Source organism: Campylobacter concisus, assembly GCF_015679985.1.
Taxonomy (GTDB): Bacteria; Campylobacterota; Campylobacteria; order Campylobacterales; family Campylobacteraceae; genus Campylobacter_A; species Campylobacter_A concisus_AC.
Map to the genome: position 1 here is coordinate 273,012 of NZ_CP049239.1, position 22,865 is coordinate 295,876.

Below are 22,865 nucleotides of genomic sequence, written 5' to 3' on the forward strand. Positions count from 1 at the left end.
GCTTTTGGCCCTTTAAGGCTTAAAATTTTAATGTATTTAGATAAAAATTTAAAGCTTTGGCTAAGCGTAAAAAGCGCTCTTTTATCAGCATTTAGCTATCATTGCTTAAAAATTTAAGAGAGAAAAATGCATAACCTAAACCAACTTTTTGTCTTTACGAACTCGCGTAAGATTCGTGAATTTAATGCAAGTTTTAATGATGAGCTAATCCCAAAAAGCCTAAGTATCGCTGAGTTTTATAAAAAGGTAGTTTATGTAGATGGTAGGTTTGAGATTGATAGCACCTATGCTTTGGTGCTTATGAATAGAGCCTGTGCTAGCGTCAAAAAGGCAAACTCTGTTCTTAAAATTCCAACTGAGTTTTTTGAGTTTTTGAAAAATAATGACTATCTTTTTTCATTTTTTAAAGAGCTAGCTATTAGTAAAAAGAGTATTGCTGAGATCAAATTTAACGATATTTACGCTAATTTTGAGGAGCATTTAAACATACTTGAAGAGGTTTTAAAAGAGTATGAGAGCTTGCTTGATAGAGAAAATCTCTACGATGATATAACCTTGCCAAAAATTTATAACATAAATGAAGCTTACATCAAAAGCTTTGGTGAAATTTCACTACACATAGATGGAATTTTAAGCGAATTTGAGTGGGAAATTTTAGAGAAAATCTCAAAGCTAACTACGCTAAAAGTTATCTTTCAAACTAGTGTTTTCAACACAAAGCTAATCAATAAAATAAAGCAAATTTCAGCTATTAGCGAGATTGAAAACTATAAAAAATATGAGCTAAATTTAAAGACAAATGAGCTAATTTGCTTAGAAAATATCAAAAAATTTGAGCCAGTTTTAGAGAAGCGATTTGCCACTAGAAGCCTGCAATGTGCCTACGCTATGGCAAAGGCGAGCGAGTTTGTGCGTGAGGGCATAAAACCAGAAAACATCGCTGTTATATTGCCAGATGAGAGTTTTAGTGAAATTTTAAGGCTACATGATAGCAATAAAATTTTTAACTACGCTATGGGCGAGAGCTTTAAAAATACAAAATTTTATGAGGCGCTTTTTTACATTACAAGAGCGATAAACGAAGAGGTAAGGCCGGTTTTTGATCAAAGTAAATGTGAGAGCTACGAGGAGCTTGGCTTTATCTTGAACACACTTGGTGTAAGCGAAGAGCTTTTTAATAAATTTAAATCAAGCTACTTTGAACTTTGTGACTTTGCTAAATTTAAAGAGTTAATAGACGAGCTTTTAACGCTTGAAAATGAGCCAAGATGCGAAGAGAAACTCGCACTTGAGCTTTTTAGGATCGAGAATTTATGTAGGTATTTTAGCTTTAGCTTAAAGCAGTTAAGTGAAATTTTTTTGCTAAATATCTCGCGTCTTAGCATCGATTATGTGGGTGGTGGAAAGATCAGTGTCATGGGCATGCTAGAGAGCCGTGGAATGAAATTTGATGGCGTGATTATAGTTGATTTTAATGATAACTTCATCCCAGCAAGAAGCACAAACGAGATGTTTTTAAACTCAAAAGTGAGGCAAAAAGCTGGGCTTATAAGCTACCTTGAGCGTGAAAATTTGCAGAGATTTTACTATGAAAGTCTTATAAACAATGCCAAAAAGGTCGCCATAAGCTGTGTTTTAAATGAAGAGAGTATTCCTTCAAGATTTTTAAAAAATTTCAAAACAATAAAAGATGAGAAATTTAGTGACGAGGCGTATTTAAAATTATTTTTAAAAGGAAGTACAAGCCTAAATTTAAGCGATAATGAGATCATTTTGGAGCATGATTTTTTCACTAAACCGCTATCATTTTCGACGCTAAATCTATTTTTAACTTGCCCAAGAAAGTATTATTACGCAAAGATAGCTGGTATAAAAGGAGCAAAAGCAATAGCAACTGAGCCAGGATCTAAACAAGGAAATAGCGTGCATAAGGCGCTTTATGAATACTACACAAGTGATTTTTATAGACAAAAAAATATATTTGATTTGGCTATTTTTAAAGAAATACTTGCAAAGCAAGATTTTTCTTCGCTTGAGCTTGAGATTTGGTCGCAGAAATTTAAAGAATACGCAGAGTTTGAAAATAAACGTTTAAGTGCTGGTTTTAGAGTACTTGAGTGTGAAAAAGATATAGAGAGTGATTTTTGTGACGTAAAGATAAAAGGCATTATCGATAGGATCGATGCTAGCCCTGATGGCGAGCCTTTTATACTTGATTATAAAACTGGTGAGGCAAATGCGAACTCACTTCAGCTTGCATTTTATGAAGCACTTTATGGTAGCGAGGTAAAAAGTGCTTACTTTGCTCTAAAGAATGAACCAGTGCTTATCAGCTCAAAAAAAAGCGTGGATGATCTAAAGGCTGAGATAGAAAATCTAAAAAGTATAAATAACACTAAGATAAATTTTGAAAGAAAGAGTGGAGCTTGTAAATTTTGCGAGTATGCCATACTTTGTAGGAGAGAGTTATGAAAGATTTTTTAGCCCTAAAAGCAAGTGCTGGAAGTGGAAAAACATTCGCTTTAAGCGTTCGTTATATCGCTTTGGTACTTAGAGGCGAAAATATAAACGAGATCATCGCTCTAACCTTTACCAAAAAAGCGGCCAATGAGATGAAAGAGCGCATAATCACAACTTTTTTGGACTTGCAAAACAAAAAAGACGAGCTTGATAAGCTTTGCAAAGAGCTTAGTTTGAGCCAAGATGAGGTCATAAAAAGACGCGATGAGAAGCTTGATAGGTTTTTGCAAAGTGAGTTAAAAATTTATACATTTGATGCATTTTTCTCTGGAATCCTAAAGAAATTTAGCCAAAATTTAGGCATTAGTCCTGATTACAGCGTGCAAGATAGTCTGCAAGATCTGGCGTGGAAAAAATTTGTAAAAGAGGCAAGTAAAGATCAAAAGCTTCTTAGTGAGCTTGCACTCATGATGATAATCTCAAGTCAAAAAGAGGCGAGCTTTTCGCAGACTTTGGCTAAATTTTATGAGAGCTTTTGTGGTGAGCTAAAGGATAGTGGTGCAAGCTATCCAGATGATAGCAAGGTAAGAGCAGCGCAAAAGGAGATAAATGAGTATATAGCCTTGCAAAATGGTGCTAGCGATACGGCCAAAAAGACATTTAAAGAGCAAAATTTATTTGAGCTTTTTAAAAATAAGGTCTTTGAAAGAGAGAGCCTAGATTACCGCACTTTTAGTAAAATTTATACAAGTGAGCTTGATAGGCTCTTTAACGAGCTAAAAGAGGCGGCAAAAGAGTATATTTTGGAGGTTGAAAGATACAGACTTAGCGGTTTTAGTAAGCTCTTAAATGTTTATAAACACTCAAATTTAGAGCTAAATAAAGAGATAAATGCTCTAAGTTTTACTGATATAAATAAGCTGGTCTTTAAGCTTTTGGTTGAAAATTTTGATAAAGATGTGCTTTACTTTAGGCTTGATGGCAGGATAAATCACCTCTTAGTCGATGAGTTTCAAGATACAAACGTGATCCAGTATGAGATCATCTTGCCGCTCATCGCTGAAATCGTCTCTGGATACGGACAAAACGGACTTGGAAGCTTCTTTTACGTGGGCGACACGAAGCAGAGCATCTATAAATTTAGGGGTGGCAAAAAGGAGCTTTTTGACAAGCTTGGAGATGATTTTAGTCAGATAGATATAGAAAATTTACCAAGCAACTACCGCAGTTTAAAGGCTTTAGTGAAATTTAATAACGCTATTTTTGAAGAAATTTATCATAGATATGGGCTTAGCTTTGAGCCACAAGAGCCAGCTAAAAAAGATAAGGAGCTAAACTACAAAGTAAGTGGCGAGTGTCCTTATTTTGAAGCCGAGGAAGATGACTATGGCTACTTGCGTGTGCTAAGTGACGAGGATATCGCGGGTGCATCAGTTTCACAAGTAAAAGAGCTACTTGCAGCTGACGTAAATGCAAGTGAGATAACTGTGCTTTGCTGGAAAAATAGCGACATCAGTCTCATCTCAGAAGTGCTTAGCAGTGAGGGGATAAAAAGCGTAAATGAAGGTACCTTGGAGCTAAAGCGAACGCCGTTTGTTGCAGCGATCATCGAGTATGCGAAATTTTGTATTTTTGGTGAAGAAATTTATGAAAAAAATGTAAAAGTACTTGTAAATACAAATCCTAAAAGGCTAAAAATAAAAGCTGAAGATAGTGCGACAAAAAGCCTATTTTATCTAGCTAAAAATTTATACATAAATATGGCTGATGTTGATATTTTAAGGCTTTTTGAGCTAAGTAGTGGCTACAAAAATTTAAGCGATTTTATCTTTAATCTTGAAAATTTCAGCTCTAAAATCAGTCCTAAAAATGCTGACGGCGTAAAGATAATGACTGTTCATAAGTCAAAAGGGCTCGAGTTTTCTCACGTGATAGTTTGCGATATGATGAGTAAGGGCAGAGGCGATGACTCAAACTTTATAACAGAATATAGCGAAAAAGGCGAGTGGATAGTAAAAAGTAGAATTTCTGGTAGAGAAAATTTTGACCCTGAGTATGCTGGTGTGTTAGAGCAAATAAAAGAGCTTGAGAAGCAAGAAAATATCAATAAAATTTACGTCGCCTTTACAAGAGCCACAAAGTCGCTTATTATCATTAAACAAGCTGCCCCAAGTGGAAATAGTCCTAGCTTTTTTTCTTTTTATACTAGAAGCGATAAAAGCGAAGTAAACGACTATCTTGATCTAAAAGAGTTTAGCTTTGGTAAAATTTTACCTAGCAAGGGTGAGCAAAAAGAGGCAAAAAAAGATGAAAAAATACCTGAAATTTTAAAGATAGAAAGGCAAGACGTAGAGGCAAGAGAGCAAAAAACGAGCGGTAAAAATTTAGAGGCAATCTATTTTGGTTTAGCGTTTCACTATTTACTTGAGATGAGTGAAAAATTTGATGAAAATTCGCTTTTAAAAGCCAAGAGTTTAATGCTAAATAAATTTTATAAATTTCTCTCACTTGATAGGCTCGAAGATACCTTTAAACGGGCAAAAATGCTAATAAATGAGCCAAAATTTCTAGAGTGCATAAAAGATAAAGGAATTTACAAAGAGCAGCCATTTAAAGTAAAAAATGAACTAAAACAGATGGACTTATTTTGTATTGGAGAGAGCGAAATTTGTGTGATCGACTATAAAACGACAGATAAAAATATTGAGGAAAATAAAAAACAAGTTGGAGAATACAAAGAGGCATTAAGTAAATTTTATCCAAAGCATAGTATAATCGCCGTCATCTTCTACGCTCTTGATGGAAAAATTTCATATATTAAAGTTTAAATGCTACTTAATTTAAGCTTTATAAAAGCATTGTTTAAATACAATCACAACTCAAAAATTAACTTGGCAAAGGTAAGAAAATGACAAAAATAACAAAGCCAAACGAAGTTAAACGAGACTGGATCGTTGTTGATGCAGCTGGTAAACGTTTTGGTAGATTGCTAACTGAGGTAGCAACTATACTTCGTGGCAAAAACAAACCATGCTTCACGCCAAACGTAGATTGTGGCGACTATGTTATCATCATAAATGCTTCAAAAGTAGAATTTACTGGTAATAACAAAGCTGAAGATAAACTTTATCACAGACACTCAGGATATTTTGGTAGCGTAAAGAGTGAAAAATTTGGCGATTTGATAGCAAATAAGCCAGAAAAACTATTTAAATTAGCTGTTCGTGGAATGCTTCCAAAAACTAAACTTGGAAGAGAGATGATAAAAAAACTAAAAGTTTATGCTGGCAGTGAGCATCCTCATACGGCACAAATAGCTAAAAAAGAAGGAAAATAATTATGGCAAAAGTTTATGCAACTGGTAAAAGAAAAACTGCCGTAGCAAAGGTTTGGATAAAAGCTGGAAGCGGTAAAATCGTAGTAAATGGTATGGATCTTAATACTTGGCTTGGTGGACATGAAGCTATAAAGCTTAAAGTAATTCAGCCACTTCTAGTTACTAAACAAGAGAGTTTAATAGATGTAGTAGCTACAACTTTAGGTGGTGGTTATTCAGCACAAGCAGAGGCTTTAAGACACGGTATTTCACGTGCTTTAGCTGATATGGATGCTGATTTTAGAGCAGCACTTAAACCAAAAGGCTTGCTAACTAGAGATTCTCGTGTTGTTGAACGTAAGAAATTTGGTAGAAGAAAGGCTAGAAGAAGCCCACAATTCTCTAAACGTTAATGAATTTTTGCAAGTGCTTTTGCATTTGCAAAATTTAAGTTGTGTAAATTTCAAATTTACATTGTTAATTAAATTATGATTTAGAGTCGGTTAAATTTTATTCAGTTAAAATGTAACCACTTTAAAATAAATCCTAAGAAAGGAATTCTAAATATGAAAAAGATTGCTTTAGCTATGGTTGCCGCAACAGCGGTTTTTGCGTCTAACGCAGCATATAATTATGAAGTTACTCCAACTATTGGTGGCGTTCACCCAGAGGGAAATTTACGTGTAAAAGACCACAACTTCGTTGGTGTTAGAGCTGCTAGAAATCTTGAAGATTTTTTCTTTGATCAAGTAGAGCTTGGTGTTGATTACACTCAAAAAGCAAAAGAAAAAACAGGTAGCTTAACAAGAGAAGGAAGAGTCCTTAGATATCATGCAAATCTTGTAAAAGATATAGTTGATTTTGGACCAGTTAGTCTATATGGCTTAGTTGGTGCTGGTTATGAAGATGTTCCGGCTATTTTTGTTAAAAATGAAGATGGCGGTTTTGGCCAATATGGTTTTGGTTTAAGATATCAAGTAACTGATAGATTTGCTCTTAAAGCAGAAGCAAGAGACGCTATCAAATTTGAGCACGCTGATCATAACCTATTCTATTCACTAGGCTTTGGTATCGGTCTTGACTCAAAAGCAGCTCCAGTTGTGGCAGCAGCTCCAGTTGCAGCAGCAACTCCAGCAGCAACTCCAGTTCTTGATGATGATAATGATGGCGTGCCAAATGATATAGATCAATGCCCTAACACTCCAGCTGGCGTGGTTGTTGACGAAAGAGGATGCGAGAAAGTTATCGTTCTTAGAGACCTAGATGTTAACTTTGCATTTGATAGCTATAAAGTCGGACCAAAATATGCAGCTGAGATCAAAAAAGTAGCTGACTTTATGGGCGAACACCCAGATTATAAAGTTGTACTTGCTGGTCACACTGATAGTGTAGGCGCAGAAGCTTATAACCAAAAACTATCTGAAAAAAGAGCAAAGGCAGTAGCTGATGTTCTTGCTGGCTATGGCGTAAGCGAGGATAAAATTTCAACAGTTGGCTACGGTGAGCTTAAACCAATTGCTACAAATAAAACTAAAGAAGGTCGCGCTCAAAATAGACGTGTTGAAGCTACTTTCAATAAATAATCTTATTGTTTAAGGTTACTTCTTTTAGGGGCTTAGCTTCGGCTAGGCCCTTTTTTATTTCTACGGAGAAAATGATGAAAAAAACTATACTTTTTGATTTGGACGGTACGCTTATTGATTCGACTTCTGCTATTTTAAAAGGATTTGATAGAGCTTTTTTATCTCATGGCAAAAAAGAGCCAGACCATAATGTATTAAAGTCTTTGGTTGGTCATCCGCTTGAAATAATGTTTGAAAGACTTGGTGCAAGTAAAAATTTAATTGATAACTATATAAAAGAGTATAAAGCTTGCTACGAAAAAATTTATCTTGATGAGACGGTACTCTTAGATTATGCAAGTGAAGCATTGAAGGAGGCAGGTAGCTTTGCTGATGTGGGTATAGTTACTACGAAAACTTCAAAATTTTCTATTATCTTGCTTGAGCATTTAGGGGTTATGAAATATATAAAAACTGTTATTGGAAGAGATGATGTTGCTAATCCAAAACCAAATCCAGAGCCTATAAATTTGGCTTTATATAGACTTAATAAAGATAAAAATAATGCATTTATGGTAGGTGACACCATTATGGATCTAATGGCTGCACAAGCTGCTTTTATTACAGGCGTAGGTCTAACTTGTGGATATGGTCAAAAGAGTGATTTGGAGAAATTTAGTAAACATATTTTCTCAAACCCATTTGAAGCCGTTGGCTTTATAAAAGAGGTTTAATAATCTAATACTCCTAAACTACTTATACTTTAAATTAAATTCAACCTAATGTTTAGCTTGCTTGGCTATAAAATTTATTCCAAAAATTCGTTGCTTTTGTTTGGCATAAAATCTTTTTAAAGTATTTATTATGAATTTTTAACATCTAAATTACTCTGAATAAATTTGCTTAAAAACGCTACTTTCATGGTAATTTTGTCTTATTTAAAATATGAAAATTTATCTAAAACTAGCTAATTTTAGGAGATCATAGATTTAAGATCCTAGCCACTTTTAGGGCGCTTGCAAATGCAAAATGCAAGTTATATCCGCCAAGCATGCCAGTGATGTCCAAGACTTCACCAATAAAATAAAGCCCCTTAACGCTATAAGCTTGTAAATTTTCATCTAAAAATTCGCTCTTTACGCCACCTTTTGTAACCTCCGCTCTTTCAAAGCCAAATGTCCCAGCTGGGGCAAACTCATAAGCAAAAAGCCTTTTTATTATTTGTCTATCATTGTCGTTAAATTCATAAAAGGCTCTGTCTTTTAAGCCAAAATTTTTTAAAAACTCCAGTACAAATCTCTTTGGCAAGGGCAAAACCGAACTAAGCTGCTTTTTGCCATTTATTAAATTTTTCTCATTAAATTTGGGTAAAAAATTTATACAAATTCGACCTTTTTGCCAAAATAACGAGGCGTTTAGTATCGCTGGTCCGCTTATGCCTCTATGTGTAAAAAGTAAGTCTCCACTAAATTTATGGCTATTTATCTCCACATCTGCGTTTAGGCTGACGCCACTAAGTTCTTTAAACCAAAACTCATCTTTTTGTACGCTAAATCCGACAAGTGCAGGTGCAAGAGCTGATGTCTCAATACCAGAATCATTTGCTATTTTATAGCCAATGTCGCTTGCGCCAAGGGCTTTGTAGCTTAGTCCTCCACTTGCAATGACTAAATTTCTAGCTCTAAATTTCTCACTTTTGGTTGAAATTTCAAAAATTTCATCTATTTTTTTAGCGCCAAGAACTTCTTTGTTATAAAAAATATCTGCATTTTGTCTTTTTAAAAGTACGCTCAAGACGCTCTTTGCGCCGCTATCGCAGAAAAACTGATTTTGCTTTTCCTCACTAAATTTAAGCTCACTAAAAAATTTTAAAACTTGATCTGGAGTCAGTACCTTTAAAATTTGCTCTATAAATTTTTGCTCTCCAAGATAGTTTTTAGCGCTTACAAAGCGGTTTGTGATGTTGCACCTACCTCCACCACTTGCTAGGATTTTTTTACCAGCGATGCTATTTTTCTCTAAGATGGCAACTTTTTTACCCTTTAAATTTGCTCCTAAAAAGAGCCCACTAGCACCAGCGCCAATGATTATGACGTCGTAGATCAAAATTTCAAGCTCTCTTTTAAAGCAGCCTCGCTTGTTAGGCGAGAGTCAAATTTTATCACTTGATTTTTCTCGTTTTTGTAATAATCCACCACGCCTTTTTGGCTATTTAGTAACTCTAAATTTAAGCTTACTTCAGGGCTTAGATAGATATTTTTAAAAATTCTTGGATCGCTTAGGCTAAAGAGCAAAACAAGCCATATCACGCAAAGTACTACGCAGATAATGGCGAGCACTTTAAAGCCAAAAGCATGCAAGATATACCCACCAAATGCACCTCCAACAAAGCTTCCTAGATAGCCAAATGAATTAAATACACCAAGAGCTGAGCCTTTTTGTGAGGATTTTACAAATTTTGTCGCAGTTGATTGCATGATTGGTTCGTGAAGGTTAAATCCTATAAAAAATATAGCAACTCCCAAAACGAAGATAAAAAGCGTAAAACTAATGGCAAAAATAGTGTAGGTTAGGGCAAAAAGCAGCGTACCAGCTATCAAGATGATCTTGCTAAGTCCCTTGCCATCGCCAAGGGCGCCAGCTAGCCCCATAGCCAAAAAGCCAAGCACTGCGCCAAGCGAATAGATCTTGTAAAACTCGCTGCTTTCGTAACCATACTCTTTTACTAAAACTATAGGGATCACCAAAAATGCGATGCTTGCTAGCATCTTTTGCATAAAAGAGGTAAAATTTATGATCATGTAGTCTTTTTGCAAAAACAGCTTACCAAATGGTACTTTTTCACTTTTGGCACTCACTTTTATCTCTTTTGGCACAACGGTGTAAAGAAGTACAATGCAAAGTAGGCTAAGAGCGGCACTTAGATAAAATAGACTTGAAAGCCCATAGTCTTTGGCAAGAAGCGGCCCAAGCACCATAGAAAGCGTGAAACTAAGTCCTATAAAAGCGCCCATTATCGCCATGGCTTTTGAACGTTTTTCTTCTGTTATATAGTCACTTATCATCGCAGTTGCAACTGCTCCGATAGCACCTACACCTTGTAAAAATCTACCAAATAGCATGGTAAAAATATCGCTTGTAAGTGCACAAATTATTGAGCCGATGATAAAAACCAAAAGTCCGATCGTTAATGTTTTTTTGCGTCCTATCCTATCCGAGAGTGCTCCAAAAGGCACTTGAAATATCATCTGTGAGATCGCATAGACGCCTACTATTAGCCCTACTAAAAACTCGTTTGCTCCGTGTAAATTTAAGGCATAAAGGCTAAGCACTGGCAAAACTATAAAAAGACCTAAAAATCTGCTTGCTATGATAAAAGATAGTGGTAAAACGCTTTTTAACATAAATTTTTTCCTTATTTTTAAAAGGACTAAGTTTATCATTTTAACGCTAATTTAAATTTAAAAATTTAATCTACTTTTTTGTAAAATACGCCCAAAAATCAAGGAGCTCTTGCAATGAAGATCGTGCTTGCGACATCAAATTTAGATAAAGTAAAAGAGATAAAAGAGTTTTTAAAAGGCTATGAAATTTACGCTCTAAGTGAGGTTATAAAGCCATTTGAGATCGTTGAAGATGGCAGCACTTTTCAGCAAAATGCGCTCATAAAGTCAAGAGCTGTTTTTGTAAAGCTTAAAGAGCAAGGGCTTGAGGGCGAATTTATTGCACTTAGCGATGATAGCGGCATTAGCGTGGATGCACTTGGTGGTGAGCCCGGGATCTACTCTGCGCGCTATTTTGACCTTGATGAAAATGGCAAGGTATGCGGCAAGAACGCAGATGACGCAAACAACAGAGCAAAGTTAATTAGCAAGCTAAAGGCGCTAAATTTAGAGAGCTCACCAGCTCACTACACCGCCTGTATCGCTATTAGCTCAAAATTTGGCGACTACACGACGCACGGCTTCATGTACGGCGAAGCGATAAACGAGGAGAGGGGTACAAATGGCTTTGGTTACGACGCACTTTTTATCCCAAATGGCTTTAACAAGACACTTGGCGAGCTAGATAATGAGACAAAGCTTGAAATTTCTCACCGCTCAAAGGGACTTGAGCTTGCAAATTTCGTGCTAAAAAGTCTAAAGAAAAACTTTAGTTAAGCCCATTTAGCCCTTTGTTAGCTCTCTCTAAAAGATCCCGTGCGCGAGGATTTTGCTCTTTTCCATTTAAAATTTCAAGCACTTTTTTGTAGTTTTGGGTAGCTTCGTCCTTTTGGTTAAGCTTTGCTAGGTCGTTAGCAAGCTCTACTAAAAGCTCTGATCGCACAAGCTCGTTGCCGCTTAACTCCGGCGTGATATCAAGTAAATTTAGCGCTAAAAGGTGGTTTTCGTGGGCTTTGTCAAAGTCGTTTTTTAGGTAGTAGGCGCTAGCGATGCCTTTTATACAGATGAGTTCGTCGTTCATTGGGGCATTTGGCGCGTTGTCATAAATTTTTAGAGCTTCTTGAAAATTAGCAAGTGCTTCGTCGTATCTGCCTAGCGCCTTTTGTGCCGCACCTAGGCTATGATAAGAGCGAGCTAGTAGCAGCTTGTCGCTAACGTTTGCCGCAAGCTCTAGGGCTCTTTGTGAGAGCTCTAACGCCTTTTGTGGCTCTTTATTTACCATACAAATGCTAGCGCTATTTATGAGCGAAGTGATCGCCTGCTCGATGTTGCCCTCTTTTAAGCAGACATCAGTCGCTTGCTCGGCTAAATTTATGGCTCTCTCCAAATTTCTATCGCTTTTATAAAACTCCCTCACACTCTCTTGTATTAGCTCGTCACAGCTACTTGCAAAGAGGCAAATAGGCGCTAAAAATGGCAAAATTTTCTTCATCTTTTTACCTTTAAATTTTTGCCTTATTTTACCTTTTAAAGCGAGAAATTTATATTAACTTTGCTAAAATCACTAAAATTTTAAGGAGCCAAAAATGTCAAATATCTTAATCATCGGAGCAGGTGGCGTGAGCCAAGTCGCGACCGTAAAATGCGCGATGAACGCGGACGTTTTTAGCAAGATCACGCTTGCTAGCCGCACCAAAAGCAAGTGCGACGCGATCGCTAAATTTATCAAAGACCGCCTAGGCGTGCAAATTGACACCGCACAGATCGACGCGGACGACACCGATACGGTTGTAAATTTAATCAAAAAAACGGGTGCCGAGCTACTACTAAACGTCGCACTGCCGTATCAAGACCTAACCCTTATGGACGCTTGTGTAAAGGCTGGCATACCTTACATCGACACCGCAAACTACGAGCACCCCGACACCGCGAAATTTGAATACAAGCTACAGTGGGCGAAGGACGGCGAGTTTAAAGCCGCAAACACGATGGCGCTGCTGGGAAGCGGCTTTGATCCGGGAGTGACCAACGTATTTTGCGCCTATGCACAGCAAAATTTATTTGATGAGATCCATGAGATCGACATCCTAGACTGCAACGCAGGCGATCATGGATATCCGTTCGCGACGAATTTCAACCCCGAAATCAACCTGCGCGAAGTAAGCGCAAAGGGTCGCTACTGGGAGCGCGGCGAGTGGAAAGAGACCGAGCCGATGGAAATAATGTTCAAATGGGACTATCCGAAAGTAGGCGTCAAGGATAGCTACCTGCTCTATCACGAAGAGCTAGAAAGCTTAGTAAAAAACATCAAAGGATTAAAGCGAATCCGCTTTTTTATGACGTTCGGGCAGAGCTACCTAACTCACATGAAATGCCTAGAAAACGTCGGCATGCTACGCATTGACGAGGTCGAGCATAACGGCGTAAAAATCGTGCCGATACAGTTTCTAAAAACCTTGCTACCTGATCCTGCGTCGCTAGGCCCTCGCACGAAGGGCAAAACCAACATCGGCTGCGTAATACGCGGCTTAAAAGACGGTAAAGAGCGCCAAGTCTACATCTATAACGTCTGCGACCACGAGGCTTGCTACGCCGAGACGGGCGCACAGGCGGTGAGCTACACGACGGGCGTGCCTGCGATGATCGGCTCAATGATGGTGACAAAAGGCATCTGGAGCGGAAAAGGCGTCTTTAACATGGAAAATTTCGACGCCAAGCCTTTCATGGACGAGCTAAATAAGCAGGGCTTGCCGTGGGAGATCATCGAAATGAAGCCAGGCGAGAGGTATGAGGTAAGGTAAGATTCTTATAATATACTTGTAATTTAATTTTTTGAACTATATAAACTCTAAAAGGACAATATGAAACAAAATAAAATATACGAGTATGATGTCGCACTCTCATTTGCTGGAGAAAATAGAGAGTATGTAGAAGAGGTTGCTATTTTTCTTAAAAACTTTGGTGTAAAAGTATTTTATGATGATTTTAAACAAGATAAAATTTGGGGAAAAACTTATTTGAGTACCTTCAAGATATTTATCAAAATAAGGCTAAATACACAATAGTTTTTATTTCCGAGCAATATAAAAATAAAAAGTGGACCAGGCATGAGTATAGATCTGTTCAAGTAAGAGCACTAAACGAAATAGAACAAGAATACATACTTCCTGTTAAATTTGATGATACAGAATTGCCTGGTCTTAATGAAAATTTGGCATATATAAGTGCCAAAAACAAAACACCAAAAGACATAGCTGATTTTTTTATTAAAAAAATTGGATTAACCTTTAATCAAAGATGGTGGGGCAAATGGGAACGAAGTAGTATTGTGCTTAGCAATACAGGCTCTTTGCTTATAAAAAACGTAAAACAAAATGGTTTTATTTTTGATTTAATAGTTCAAAATGGAGCATATTTGGGTATATTGGAAAATGAATATGCCAAATTTATATCACAAAATGAAGCTATATTTGAAGAAGGCGAAAGTAAAATTAAATTTGTGAAAATAAAAGATGGAATTCAAATAGAGCCGATAAACTGTCAAAATTTGTGTGGCATAGGTGCATATTTCGACGGTATTTATGAATTTCAAAAGGATATTTTTACATTTTATGATGACATCATAGATGATTTTGTTTTATCAAAAATATATGCATTAATCACTAAAGATAAAAAACATGATTTAGAAAATTATAGTCCAGAATCCAAATGGAAAGATTTTCTAAAATGCTTTGGTAGTAGCAGTGCGTACATTGATAATCTTGATGACTTTAAAGCAACTATAATTGATGCATTTGCTCCAGGATTTTATAATGAATATGCTGCGATTTTAATGTTAAATGATAATAAAGAAATTTGGGGTGCTTTTTGTGATGTAGATAAAATATATTATTTTACAACGGAGCAAAGATACAAAAACAAAATTCCAAAAACTATAGAAAATTGGGCAAGTCGTTTCAAGACAACTGATATAATTTATTTGGATTAAATGGAATTTGAGGTTCATATCAACAAAGTTTAGCGACTTTTTGTTACACAACTAGCGCCTCCAAAAAAATCACCTCACACTCGAATACGCCTCCTTTATAGGCCTTTCAATACAGTCGCGGCATCCTCTCCTCGGCGATACTTGCGGCGTTTTCTGCAGGTACGCCGCGAGTGATGTCTTGGATAATAGCTCTGTTTGTTTGGCTAAGCGTGTTTGCTACGTATTTTAATAAATAAATTTAGCCTTGCGGGCTTGACTCAAATTTTGGTCAAATTCGCAAATTTTCGGTCGCAAAAGCCAAGAATCAAATTTAACGCCGGCGGGCCGAGACAAATTTTACTTTTTCTTATTTTCGCTTTTTTGCGCGCTTAGCGCCTCAAATTTCTGCTTTAAAATTTTAAAAATTTCGTGCTTTGAGAGTTCGTATTTGTCGTATATCACAGCGTTATCATCGCCGCTAGGCTGCATGAGGCCATATGCTAGCCTGCCTTTTTTTAAATTTTATGTTTAAAACACTAATTTTGCGTTTGGCGTCTATATCTGAGATGCCGATTTCATCGATATCTTTAAAATAAAATTTCTCATTCTTGCCGCCTTTTTGTATGAAAAATCCGTCATCTTCGATTTTTCGGTATCACAAAATAAGAAACTAGGATAAAGAGGTAACTTCGGCGCAAGCTAATTTACTGGCGCCGAATTTGAAAGTTATTTTATCACCGCTTCAAAGCCAACATCTACATCTGGATAGCTCTTTCCGCCGTGAAATGGTTTGGCGGCAGCGGCAAATTTATCAAAGCTTTCATTTAGCTTCAAATCATTTACAAGATCAACTGAAAATTTTGCTACTAGCTTGCCATTTTGCACTTCATATTTTGTTTTAAAAGTTTTTGAATTGCCATTTATGCTAAGCTCAACATCCATTTCTCCAGCCTTATCGTCGCCATTTACTGCTACGATCTTGCCATCTACTGCCTTGCCATCGAAAATAATGCCAATCCTTTTATCGCGGTCAGGCAGCTTTGTGTCGATATCTTTTGGCTCTAGCTTAAATTCAAAGCTCTTTAAAAAATCAGCAAAATTTGCATTTTCTTGACTTTTAAAATTTATCGTTTTAAAAGTACCTGGTACGGCTGTCTTATTTGCTAGCTTGTAGCCAGTAAATGTTACCTTTGGTTCACCTTCTACACTAAATGCAAGAGCTGAAACTGCAAAAAATGAAGCTACTAAAGCAACAGAAGTAAGTTTGTTCATAAAGTATCCTTTTTATAATATTGATAATAAATATCGCAAATTATATATCCACTTACTTCAAAAAAGACTTAAAAACTCTTTTTAATTAATGAATAAATTTTTAATATCTTTTTACTCTGGATCATCGCTAAAATCGTTATCCCTAAAGATCGCATAAAAATTTATGAGCCAAAAAACAAAAGCGATTGCTATGAGTGTTGCTGGTAAATGAATATAAAAGCCACTCCAAAAATAAGCCAAAATTCCTCTACTAATGCCAGCTAAAAGAACTAAAATGAAAGCAATTCTACTAAGGCGTAAAAACTCAAGTTCTTGTCCGCTGTGACGAAGTCCTGCGACATTAAATATAAGCATTACGCTAAAAACCACTGCATTTATAGCTATTAGATGCAGAAAATTTGTTTCAAGATGGAGTTCAAAAATGCCGCTAAAGCCGATGCCTAAAAATCCAAGCGCTAAAAATAGTTGCATAAAATAGTATAAAAGCACAAAACTATGTCTAAAAAGCTCTTTATAGTGCCATTCTTTAAGCTTTGCAAGTACCGCACTTCCGCAAGCTATCGCGGCATAATAGACACCTAAGCTTGCTTCAAAAAATATATTTAAAAGTAAAAAAGCACAAACGCAGCAGATAGCGATATTTTTATAGATAAAATTTGGCACAAAAACAGCTTCATCCATACCTTTTTCTCTTTTTAGCGCTTCTTTTCCGAGTACGACACTAACGCGGTACGAGATGAGTAAAATAGCGATTACGTGGATAAAAACTTGTAAATTTAAAAATTTTTCGTTACCACTTATTAGATAATAAATTTCAAAGCCTAAAATACCAAACAAAAAGCCAAGCACGCCAAATTGATCATCATTTTTATCCTGCCAGATCATATAAAGACAAAGCAAAACCAAGTAAAGCCAAAAAAGAGTGATAAAGCAGTGTGCTAAAAATAGGCTAAAAAATGCCAATATAAAGCTTATGAAAAAGAGTGAAAATAATATATAGGCGTGTATTTTTAAAGATGCTTGAAAATTTGTCCAATCAGTTAGTCCAGTTAGCAAAAATCCAGCATAAGCAAGCGCTAAAAAAAGTTGCAAAAATATAAATTTATGCAAACTCACAAAATTAGTTGGAGTAAAAAACACACTAGCACCAAGCACCGCACAGGCGGCACTCATTAAGAAAAATATCCTCATAGGATGAGTAAAAAAGTTATTAATCATAATAAATTTGCCCTTTGAAATTTTCATCTATCATCTTGCTAATAAACGTAAAATCGCGCTCTTTGAAATCTTTGTCTATTTCAAGTTCTCTTTGTATAACTGCGCCTTTACTTGATAAGAAATAAATTCTATTTGACATCTTCACAGCTTCCATTCTATCGTGTGTAACGAGAACCACGCTCATACCTTCACTTACTCTTTGGCCAATAATCTCAATCAAAATTTCTTTCATATCATAATCAAGCCCAGAAAAAGGCTCATCCATCAAAAGTAGATCAGGCTTTGTTACAACCGCTCTTACGAAAGCGACCCTTTGTCTCATGCCACCGCTTAGCTCACTTGGGTATTTTAAAGTGTCCTTTTGACTTAGTCCAACCTTTTTAAAAAGCTCTAAAACAGCGTTAACATCTGGTTTATCCATAACTAAAAGCACATTTTCAAGAGCATTTTTCCATGTAAGTAGGCGATTTTCTTGGAAAAAATATGTAGTCTTTTTAAAATTATTAAAAATTTTTCCTTTTCTAGGCTCATTTAGTCCGCTAATAAGCCGAAGTATCGTCGTCTTACCACATCCTGATGGTCCAAAAAGCGTCACCACCTCGCCACCTTTTACATTTAGACTAAAATTCCTTACGACCTTATCTCTTAAAATTTCATACTCTACATTTTTAAGCTCAAGCATCATCTTCTCCAAGGCATCAAAGCTATTTTTAATGGCTCGATGATGAGATATTCAAAAAGCATGATAAGAGTGATGCTTAAAAGAACATACGCCATTACCTCGGTTGTTTCAAGCATCGCTCTTGCATTTGCTATCTTTGCTCCCATGCCGTTATTTGCGCCAAGTAGCTCAGCCATTATGACTATCTTTACGCCCATTGCGACAGCTACGCTAATAGAGCTTATTATGTAGCTTGTAAGATGCGGGATGTAAAGGTGTCTTATCTTTTTTAAAATTCCTAGATTATAAGCGTCAAACATCTCTTTTAGCTCCTCATCTACGCTACTCATGGCAACTGCTGAGCTTGCGAAAGTAAGTGGTAAAACGGTTATAAAGATAGTAAAAACGGTGCTAAAATTTCCAAATCCAAACCAAAAAATAGCAAGCACTATCCAAATAATCGGCGGCATTGATAAAAGCAAGGTGATAACAGGCTTTAAAAAGGCTGCAAAACTTTTAAAGCTACCTGCTATTAGCCCTAAAAATATACCAAAAAATGTTGCCGAGCAAACTCCGATCAGTGATCTGCAAAGCGTTATGTTTATCTCGCTGTTTTTGTAATCTTTTAAAATTTCACAGGCTTTTAAAAATACATCTTTTGGTGGCGGAAGCAAGAGTGGGGAGCTAAACTCGCTTCCCACTTGCCAAATGGCTAAGATCAAAAAAACTACGGCAAATCCGCTAAATCCGCCCCAAAAATAGTCAATTATTTTTAAAAAGCTTGAGCGATCTTTTTTGATGCCATCAATTAGTATCATAAAAATAGACCTTTATCTGGCATCTTGCCACCTAGAAATTTTGGATTAAACTGATAAATTTCTTCAAAAAATGCCATGATCTCATTTTGTAGTTCATTTGCTTTTGTTACTGTTAGATTTGCCTTATCAAAAGCATTTGCAAGTGCTACTTCTGGAGCTGGCAAGTAGCTTGAGCCTATCTTTGCTGCACTTTGCTTATTTTCAAGTATCCATGAAAGTGCATTTTTAAGATCGCTATGAAGCGTGTCAAATAGACTTAAGTTTTTCTCGTAAAAGCCTCTTTCTACGATAATGCCAGCCATTGGGATTATCGGTTTTGTGCCAAAGCTCTCGCCCCAAATTTTTGGAAAATCAACTGAGTAATGCACGCTAACGCCTGCTTTTTTACCACGCAAAATAGTCGCTTCACCAAGAGGTTGTGGAACTATTAAAATGTCAAAATCTTTTTGTAAAAATAAAAGCAGAGCCTCAGGTGGCGTTGCTGTATAGGTGATGTCTATCTTGCTAACATCTATGCCTCTCTTCTTGCAAAGCGCTCTTAGGACAAGATCAGGCATGTCGCCTCGAAATGGCATGACTAGCTTTTTGCCTACAAAATCTTCTAAATTTTTGATCTTTTCATCCTTGACCATAGCGTTCATTACGCCAAGAGTTAGTAAATTTAACATCGCAAAATCAAGCCCTTGATTTCTTAAATTTGCAGCGACATTTGATGGCGACATCGTGACTTTGATATCCCCACTAGCGACGCCTGCACGAAGCTGATCTGGTGTTTTCCATATATTTATACTTACATCATAAGTTTTATTTAACTCGCCTTGCAGCGCAGCAACTGCCATTATGACACTTGGGATCGCTGGTGCGCCCCACATAGTAAAGCTCTCTTTTGCAAATAAATTTGGTGCAAATGCGCTAACGCCTAAAGCTGTGCTAAGTCCTAAAAATTTTCTTCTATTTAACATCTTTTTCTCCTTTAAAAACTGCTGTGAAAGCTAATGAAAAATGTCCTGCCAGGGGCATGAACGACTACTGGATCAAGGGCTGCCACGTGATCGCCACTGATAAATTCTGCATAATCTTTGTCAAATAAATTTGCTACGCCAAATCTTATGCCAACTTTATTTTTAAACTCTACACCACCATAAAGATCAAGCAAACCAAATCCTTTTGCAGCCTCTTTTTTGTCGATACCTAGGCCATTTTGCTTGCTAAAATCGCCTCTAGTTTGCTTTGAAACTAGCCTTAGTGCGGTGCCAAGATTATAGCTGCCAAAGCTTGCATAGTCTTTGTAGTCAAATGCAAAATTTGCCTCAAAAGGCCTTATTTGATAAAGCGGTCTGCCATCGGTTTTGTTTTGTCCGTAGTTGTAGTAAAGTGAGCTTTTTAAGCCAAAGTGCCTTGCAAAGCTATATTCTGAGTTTAAATTTACACTATAAAGTGTTGCATCAACGTTTCTTGAGATGACGGCATTTTTATTTAGTGGCATCGCAGCTTTTGAGTGGCGTCTATCAAAAATGATCAAATTTTTAACGCTATCAGCGATGAAATGTCCTCCAAAGCTAAAAGCATCTTTGTTTTGCAAAGAGTTTAGGTATTCTTTGTAAAACTGGCTGCCAAATTTAAAGCCAAGAACCGCTCTGTTGTGTCTTTCTGGCTCTAAATTCGGATTTGCTATCCAGCCATTATCGCCTGCACCATAAAGTGCATTAAAACGCTCCATATTGCTTGGCAAGCGAGATAAACTCTCAAGTTTTACAAAGTAGCTATCCTTGTCGTTTGGTGTAAATTTATATTTTAAACTTGCGCTAAAAGCGTCTTTTTTGATCTTATCGCTTACGTCTTTGCCATAAATTTGACGAAGTAGCCCGCGAGTCGTACTAATGGCTGGATTTGGTGCAAAAAATTTAGCATCAAGTCCGTTAAGCTTACTTCTTTGCTCTTCATATTTTAAGGCAAGCGAGGCTTCATTTGCTTCATTAAATTTATAAGCAAGTGTGTCAAAGAGCATAAATTTATCATTTCTAACATCAGCAAATCTGTATCCGTTAAAGACCCAGTTATTGCCTTGCTTCATGTATCTTTTGCCGTCATGTTTATCTTTTTCAAAGCCAGCACCTATTTGATTGTAAAAGCTTGAAAAATCAACATCATACTTTAAATTTGCCTCAAATATATTCCTTTTTAAATCCACTTTCACATTTGGAGTGGCATCTCTTAGATGAAAATTATCAGCTTTTCGCTCAACCTTTTTTAGGATAAGTTCAAAATTTAGCGTATTTGAAAGATCTTCTTCGCCTAAGCGAATATTTAGTTTGCCAACTTTTCTTGTCGTTTTAAAAGCATCCATCGCATGTTCTGGCTGCTTGTCTTTGTCGATATTGTCCCTTAAAAACGTAAGTCTAAGCTCACTAAGATCATTTGGCACGAAGCCTAAGATAGCGCTTTGGCCTTGCCTATTGTAGCCATAGTCCCATCTTTTGCCACTTCCATCTTTATAATTATTTGCTTTGGTGAAATTTGCATTTAAAATGGTATAAAAATTTGCGCCGCGATATTTAAAAAGCGATGAGTTGTAAAAGCTTTTGCCATACATTCCAGCTGAGATATGAAACATATCAGTTGAGTTATCAAGCAAATTTGTAACAAATGGATATTCGCTTCTTTGAGTGCGGTCAAACTGATTTTCTACAAAGGCACTTTGTGCAACGTTTGGCGTGATGACTGGTGGCGGTGCAAATTCTCTAATAGGCTTTATAACGTCTAAATTTGCTTCATTTGCTAGAAGCAGTGATGAAAGAACTGCTAGGCTTAAAATGGGCCTCATGTAAACTCCTTTTTAAAGATATAATTATGATTTCTTTTATCAGAATTGTAGTAGCAAAACCCTTTATAAAAGTTGATGTAAGTCATCCTTTAAATTTTTAATCCATAATTACGAGCTTATTGTAGATAAAATGCTTGATTTTATTTTTGCAAGAGTAGCTAAATGGTGTAAATTTAATGTGAAAAATGTATAAAATTTTGATAATTGTTATATAAAAAATTTTAGATCATAGATTGATTTAATTATGCTCTAAAATTATTAAGCCTATCTCTTAGCTCTTTTGAAATGGTAAATTTTGAGAGTTCATATTTATCAAAAATGATGATCAAATCATCACCTAGTGGTTGCACTAACCCAAAGCAAGCATCTCTATCAAGACGGTTTTTCTTAAATTTTACGCTCAAAGTTTCAACTTTTTTCTTATCGCCAAAGCTCTTAATGGCGATCTCGTCGATATCCTTAAAGTAAAATTTTATGCTTTTTGAGCCTTTTGTGATGATAAACCCATCATCTTCAATACGTAAAAAGTTGTTTTGAAAAATTTTTCTAACACAAAAGAACACTGAGAGAGCACCAATGATGATGCCAAAGAGAGACACTGCACCAAGAGCTAGATAAAAGTAGCCAACGATGCTAAATATAAAAAGTCCAAGCCCAAAGACTAGCGCCCAAAATACATCTTTTTTACTCTCTTTTGTTGTCATCATTTTTCCTTTTAAGCTAAAATTCCAGCACCATTTATCGCTTGGCTGCGCTCTTTTGCATAAATTCTCTCGCCATTTATCACGTCATATTTCCAGATCGGCGCATTTGCCTTAAAGTCCTCGACAAACTCGTTTATAAGTCTTAGCGCGACCTTTCTTTGAGGACTCACAATGCCTGCAACATAAGAGCTCGTATGCACGGCCACATCGCCCTTTGAGTGAGCAAAAAGTACGTAGGCATTTTCTTTTTTGGCTCGCTCTTCCCAAACTTCTAGCCATTTTTTAAGGATCGGTTCATAGATATCAAAGCTAAGCGCCGAAATGCCACCTTCTTCTCTTACGATCCCAACAAAAGTGATGAGCGCACCGCAGTTTTTATCCTTAAAGCGTTCATACCACTCGTTTGTGATGCTTTGAACATCCAAGCTTCCATTATAAATTTGCATCTTAGCCCCCACAAACTGGCGGTAATATAGAAATTTTATCGCCTGATTTAAGAGCAAAATTTATATCGCTTACGATCTCATCATTTACAGCCACAGCACAGATATTTAGCCATTTTTTAAGCTCTTCTTTCTGGCTTAAAGCTGCTTTTACTTCACCTAAATTTTTTGCTTCTACTTTTATATTTTCAAGCCCGATAGGCCCAAGAAATTCGATCTCTATCACGTTTTATCCTT

At 36.4% G+C, this 22,865-nt stretch carries 23 protein-coding genes; 10 read left to right on the top strand and 13 right to left on the bottom strand.

Annotated features, from left to right (window positions below; translation table 11 throughout):
- Window positions 1–126 precede the first annotated feature (126 nt).
- From G5B98_RS01420 to G5B98_RS01445, 6 genes are all read left to right on the top strand, one after another.
- Window positions 127–2,472, top strand: coding sequence for a PD-(D/E)XK nuclease family protein (locus tag G5B98_RS01420; protein ID WP_196086961.1), 2,346 nt, complete (start codon window positions 127–129; stop codon window positions 2,470–2,472).
- Window positions 2,469–5,288: a RecB-like helicase gene (locus tag G5B98_RS01425; protein ID WP_196086962.1), complete on the top strand. Its 2,820-nt coding sequence runs from the start codon at window positions 2,469–2,471 to the stop codon at window positions 5,286–5,288. The genes G5B98_RS01420 and G5B98_RS01425 overlap by 4 nt, the downstream gene beginning before the upstream one ends.
- 80 nt (window positions 5,289–5,368) lie before the next feature.
- Window positions 5,369–5,797, top strand: coding sequence for a 50S ribosomal protein L13 (gene rplM, locus G5B98_RS01430; RefSeq protein ID WP_002939292.1), 429 nt, complete (start codon window positions 5,369–5,371; stop codon window positions 5,795–5,797).
- Between the two features lie 2 nt (window positions 5,798–5,799).
- Window positions 5,800–6,189: a 30S ribosomal protein S9 gene (rpsI, locus tag G5B98_RS01435; protein ID WP_021084780.1), complete on the top strand. Its 390-nt coding sequence runs from the start codon at window positions 5,800–5,802 to the stop codon at window positions 6,187–6,189.
- Window positions 6,190–6,342: 153 nt separating this feature from the next.
- Window positions 6,343–7,359: an OmpA family protein gene (locus G5B98_RS01440; RefSeq protein WP_084041636.1), complete on the top strand. Its 1,017-nt coding sequence runs from the start codon at window positions 6,343–6,345 to the stop codon at window positions 7,357–7,359.
- A gap of 74 nt (window positions 7,360–7,433) precedes the next feature.
- Window positions 7,434–8,072, top strand: a complete 639-nt coding sequence (locus tag G5B98_RS01445) for an HAD family hydrolase (RefSeq protein ID WP_196086963.1) — start codon at window positions 7,434–7,436, stop codon at window positions 8,070–8,072.
- A 247-nt stretch (window positions 8,073–8,319) separates the two neighbouring features.
- Here the strand turns inward: G5B98_RS01445 and G5B98_RS01450 are convergent, their stop codons facing one another.
- Complete coding sequence (locus G5B98_RS01450) at window positions 8,320–9,444, bottom strand: NAD(P)/FAD-dependent oxidoreductase (RefSeq protein WP_196086964.1); 1,125 nt, start codon at window positions 9,442–9,444, stop codon at window positions 8,320–8,322.
- A complete protein-coding gene (locus G5B98_RS01455) occupies window positions 9,441–10,742 on the bottom strand; it encodes an MFS transporter (protein ID WP_196086965.1) in 1,302 nt (433 codons plus the stop codon). The genes G5B98_RS01450 and G5B98_RS01455 overlap by 4 nt, the downstream gene beginning before the upstream one ends.
- A 114-nt stretch (window positions 10,743–10,856) precedes the next feature.
- Between G5B98_RS01455 and G5B98_RS01460 the strand changes: the two genes are divergently transcribed.
- Window positions 10,857–11,498, top strand: a complete 642-nt coding sequence (locus tag G5B98_RS01460; RefSeq protein WP_196086966.1) for a non-canonical purine NTP pyrophosphatase — start codon at window positions 10,857–10,859, stop codon at window positions 11,496–11,498.
- On the opposite strand, the gene G5B98_RS01465 is transcribed toward G5B98_RS01460, so the two are convergent.
- On the bottom strand, window positions 11,491–12,213 hold the full coding sequence (locus tag G5B98_RS01465) for a tetratricopeptide repeat protein (RefSeq protein ID WP_196086967.1): 723 nt from the start codon (window positions 12,211–12,213) through the stop codon (window positions 11,491–11,493). The genes G5B98_RS01460 and G5B98_RS01465 overlap by 8 nt on opposite strands.
- A 94-nt stretch (window positions 12,214–12,307) precedes the next feature.
- Between G5B98_RS01465 and G5B98_RS01470 the strand changes: the two genes are divergently transcribed.
- Genes G5B98_RS01470 through G5B98_RS01480 form a run of 3 tightly spaced genes read left to right on the top strand, consistent with a single transcriptional unit; the run spans window position 12,308 to window position 14,709 of the window.
- Entirely contained in the window at window positions 12,308–13,522 is a 1,215-nt protein-coding gene (locus G5B98_RS01470; RefSeq protein WP_196086968.1) for a saccharopine dehydrogenase family protein, read from the top strand.
- Between the two features lie 60 nt (window positions 13,523–13,582).
- Window positions 13,583–13,786: a hypothetical protein gene (locus G5B98_RS01475; protein WP_196086969.1), complete on the top strand. Its 204-nt coding sequence runs from the start codon at window positions 13,583–13,585 to the stop codon at window positions 13,784–13,786.
- Window positions 13,723–14,709, top strand: a complete 987-nt coding sequence (locus G5B98_RS01480) for a TIR domain-containing protein (RefSeq protein WP_196086970.1) — start codon at window positions 13,723–13,725, stop codon at window positions 14,707–14,709. Before G5B98_RS01475 ends, G5B98_RS01480 begins: the two co-directional genes overlap by 64 nt.
- A 336-nt stretch (window positions 14,710–15,045) precedes the next feature.
- Here G5B98_RS01480 and G5B98_RS09505 read toward each other — a convergent pair whose 3' ends face one another.
- From G5B98_RS09505 to G5B98_RS01530, 10 genes are all read right to left on the bottom strand, one after another.
- Window positions 15,046–15,177: a hypothetical protein gene (locus G5B98_RS09505; protein WP_257639547.1), complete on the bottom strand. Its 132-nt coding sequence runs from the start codon at window positions 15,175–15,177 to the stop codon at window positions 15,046–15,048.
- Window positions 15,178–15,414: 237 nt separating this feature from the next.
- A complete protein-coding gene (locus G5B98_RS01490) occupies window positions 15,415–15,960 on the bottom strand; it encodes a hypothetical protein (RefSeq protein WP_196086971.1) in 546 nt (181 codons plus the stop codon).
- 111 nt (window positions 15,961–16,071) lie between these two features.
- Window positions 16,072–17,178 (bottom strand): NnrS family protein, encoded by a 1,107-nt coding sequence (locus tag G5B98_RS01495; protein WP_196087332.1) that lies wholly within the window; start codon window positions 17,176–17,178, stop codon window positions 16,072–16,074.
- Complete coding sequence (locus G5B98_RS01500) at window positions 17,171–17,860, bottom strand: ABC transporter ATP-binding protein (RefSeq protein ID WP_107709549.1); 690 nt, start codon at window positions 17,858–17,860, stop codon at window positions 17,171–17,173. The genes G5B98_RS01495 and G5B98_RS01500 overlap by 8 nt, the downstream gene beginning before the upstream one ends.
- A complete protein-coding gene (locus G5B98_RS01505) occupies window positions 17,860–18,657 on the bottom strand; it encodes an ABC transporter permease (protein ID WP_054196111.1) in 798 nt (265 codons plus the stop codon). Before G5B98_RS01505 ends, G5B98_RS01500 begins: the two co-directional genes overlap by 1 nt.
- Window positions 18,654–19,619, bottom strand: a complete 966-nt coding sequence (locus G5B98_RS01510) for an ABC transporter substrate-binding protein (protein ID WP_196086972.1) — start codon at window positions 19,617–19,619, stop codon at window positions 18,654–18,656. Before G5B98_RS01510 ends, G5B98_RS01505 begins: the two co-directional genes overlap by 4 nt.
- An 11-nt stretch (window positions 19,620–19,630) precedes the next feature.
- The gene (locus G5B98_RS01515) at window positions 19,631–21,481 is read right to left on the bottom strand and encodes a TonB-dependent receptor domain-containing protein (protein ID WP_196086973.1); all 1,851 of its coding nucleotides are present in this window, start codon (window positions 21,479–21,481) and stop codon (window positions 19,631–19,633) included.
- A gap of 242 nt (window positions 21,482–21,723) precedes the next feature.
- Window positions 21,724–22,185, bottom strand: coding sequence for a molybdate transport repressor (locus G5B98_RS01520; protein ID WP_196086974.1), 462 nt, complete (start codon window positions 22,183–22,185; stop codon window positions 21,724–21,726).
- Window positions 22,186–22,196: 11 nt separating this feature from the next.
- Entirely contained in the window at window positions 22,197–22,631 is a 435-nt protein-coding gene (locus G5B98_RS01525; protein WP_196086975.1) for a molybdopterin synthase catalytic subunit, read from the bottom strand.
- Between the two features lies 1 nt (window position 22,632).
- Window positions 22,633–22,854 carry a MoaD/ThiS family protein gene (locus tag G5B98_RS01530; RefSeq protein ID WP_087578320.1) on the bottom strand — a complete coding sequence of 74 codons (222 nt, stop codon included), beginning with the start codon at window positions 22,852–22,854 and terminating at the stop codon, window positions 22,633–22,635.
- Window positions 22,855–22,865 lie beyond the last annotated feature (11 nt).

Excerpts from the sequence above, each read along its gene's own strand:
- G5B98_RS01420 (WP_196086961.1), top strand. The coding sequence starts at position 127 with ATGCATAACCTAAACCAACTTTTTGTCTTTACGAACTCGCGTAAGATT.
- rpsI (WP_021084780.1), top strand. The coding sequence starts at position 5,800 with ATGGCAAAAGTTTATGCAACTGGTAAAAGAAAAACTGCCGTAGCAAAG.
- G5B98_RS01495 (WP_196087332.1), bottom strand. The coding sequence starts at position 17,178 with ATGATTAATAACTTTTTTACTCATCCTATGAGGATATTTTTCTTAATG.
- G5B98_RS01515 (WP_196086973.1), bottom strand. The coding sequence starts at position 21,481 with ATGAGGCCCATTTTAAGCCTAGCAGTTCTTTCATCACTGCTTCTAGCA.
- G5B98_RS01490 (WP_196086971.1), bottom strand. The coding sequence starts at position 15,960 with ATGAACAAACTTACTTCTGTTGCTTTAGTAGCTTCATTTTTTGCAGTT.
- G5B98_RS01465 (WP_196086967.1), bottom strand. The coding sequence starts at position 12,213 with ATGAAGAAAATTTTGCCATTTTTAGCGCCTATTTGCCTCTTTGCAAGT.
- G5B98_RS01525 (WP_196086975.1), bottom strand. The coding sequence starts at position 22,631 with ATGCAAATTTATAATGGAAGCTTGGATGTTCAAAGCATCACAAACGAG.
- G5B98_RS01470 (WP_196086968.1), top strand. The coding sequence starts at position 12,308 with ATGTCAAATATCTTAATCATCGGAGCAGGTGGCGTGAGCCAAGTCGCG.
- G5B98_RS09505 (WP_257639547.1), bottom strand. The coding sequence starts at position 15,177 with ATGCAGCCTAGCGGCGATGATAACGCTGTGATATACGACAAATACGAA.
- G5B98_RS01455 (WP_196086965.1), bottom strand. The coding sequence starts at position 10,742 with ATGTTAAAAAGCGTTTTACCACTATCTTTTATCATAGCAAGCAGATTT.
- G5B98_RS01510 (WP_196086972.1), bottom strand. The coding sequence starts at position 19,619 with ATGTTAAATAGAAGAAAATTTTTAGGACTTAGCACAGCTTTAGGCGTT.
- G5B98_RS01425 (WP_196086962.1), top strand. The coding sequence starts at position 2,469 with ATGAAAGATTTTTTAGCCCTAAAAGCAAGTGCTGGAAGTGGAAAAACA.
- G5B98_RS01505 (WP_054196111.1), bottom strand. The coding sequence starts at position 18,657 with ATGATACTAATTGATGGCATCAAAAAAGATCGCTCAAGCTTTTTAAAA.
- G5B98_RS01500 (WP_107709549.1), bottom strand. The coding sequence starts at position 17,860 with ATGCTTGAGCTTAAAAATGTAGAGTATGAAATTTTAAGAGATAAGGTC.
- rplM (WP_002939292.1), top strand. The coding sequence starts at position 5,369 with ATGACAAAAATAACAAAGCCAAACGAAGTTAAACGAGACTGGATCGTT.
- G5B98_RS01475 (WP_196086969.1), top strand. The coding sequence starts at position 13,583 with ATGAAACAAAATAAAATATACGAGTATGATGTCGCACTCTCATTTGCT.
- G5B98_RS01460 (WP_196086966.1), top strand. The coding sequence starts at position 10,857 with ATGAAGATCGTGCTTGCGACATCAAATTTAGATAAAGTAAAAGAGATA.
- G5B98_RS01445 (WP_196086963.1), top strand. The coding sequence starts at position 7,434 with ATGAAAAAAACTATACTTTTTGATTTGGACGGTACGCTTATTGATTCG.
- G5B98_RS01520 (WP_196086974.1), bottom strand. The coding sequence starts at position 22,185 with ATGACAACAAAAGAGAGTAAAAAAGATGTATTTTGGGCGCTAGTCTTT.
- G5B98_RS01440 (WP_084041636.1), top strand. The coding sequence starts at position 6,343 with ATGAAAAAGATTGCTTTAGCTATGGTTGCCGCAACAGCGGTTTTTGCG.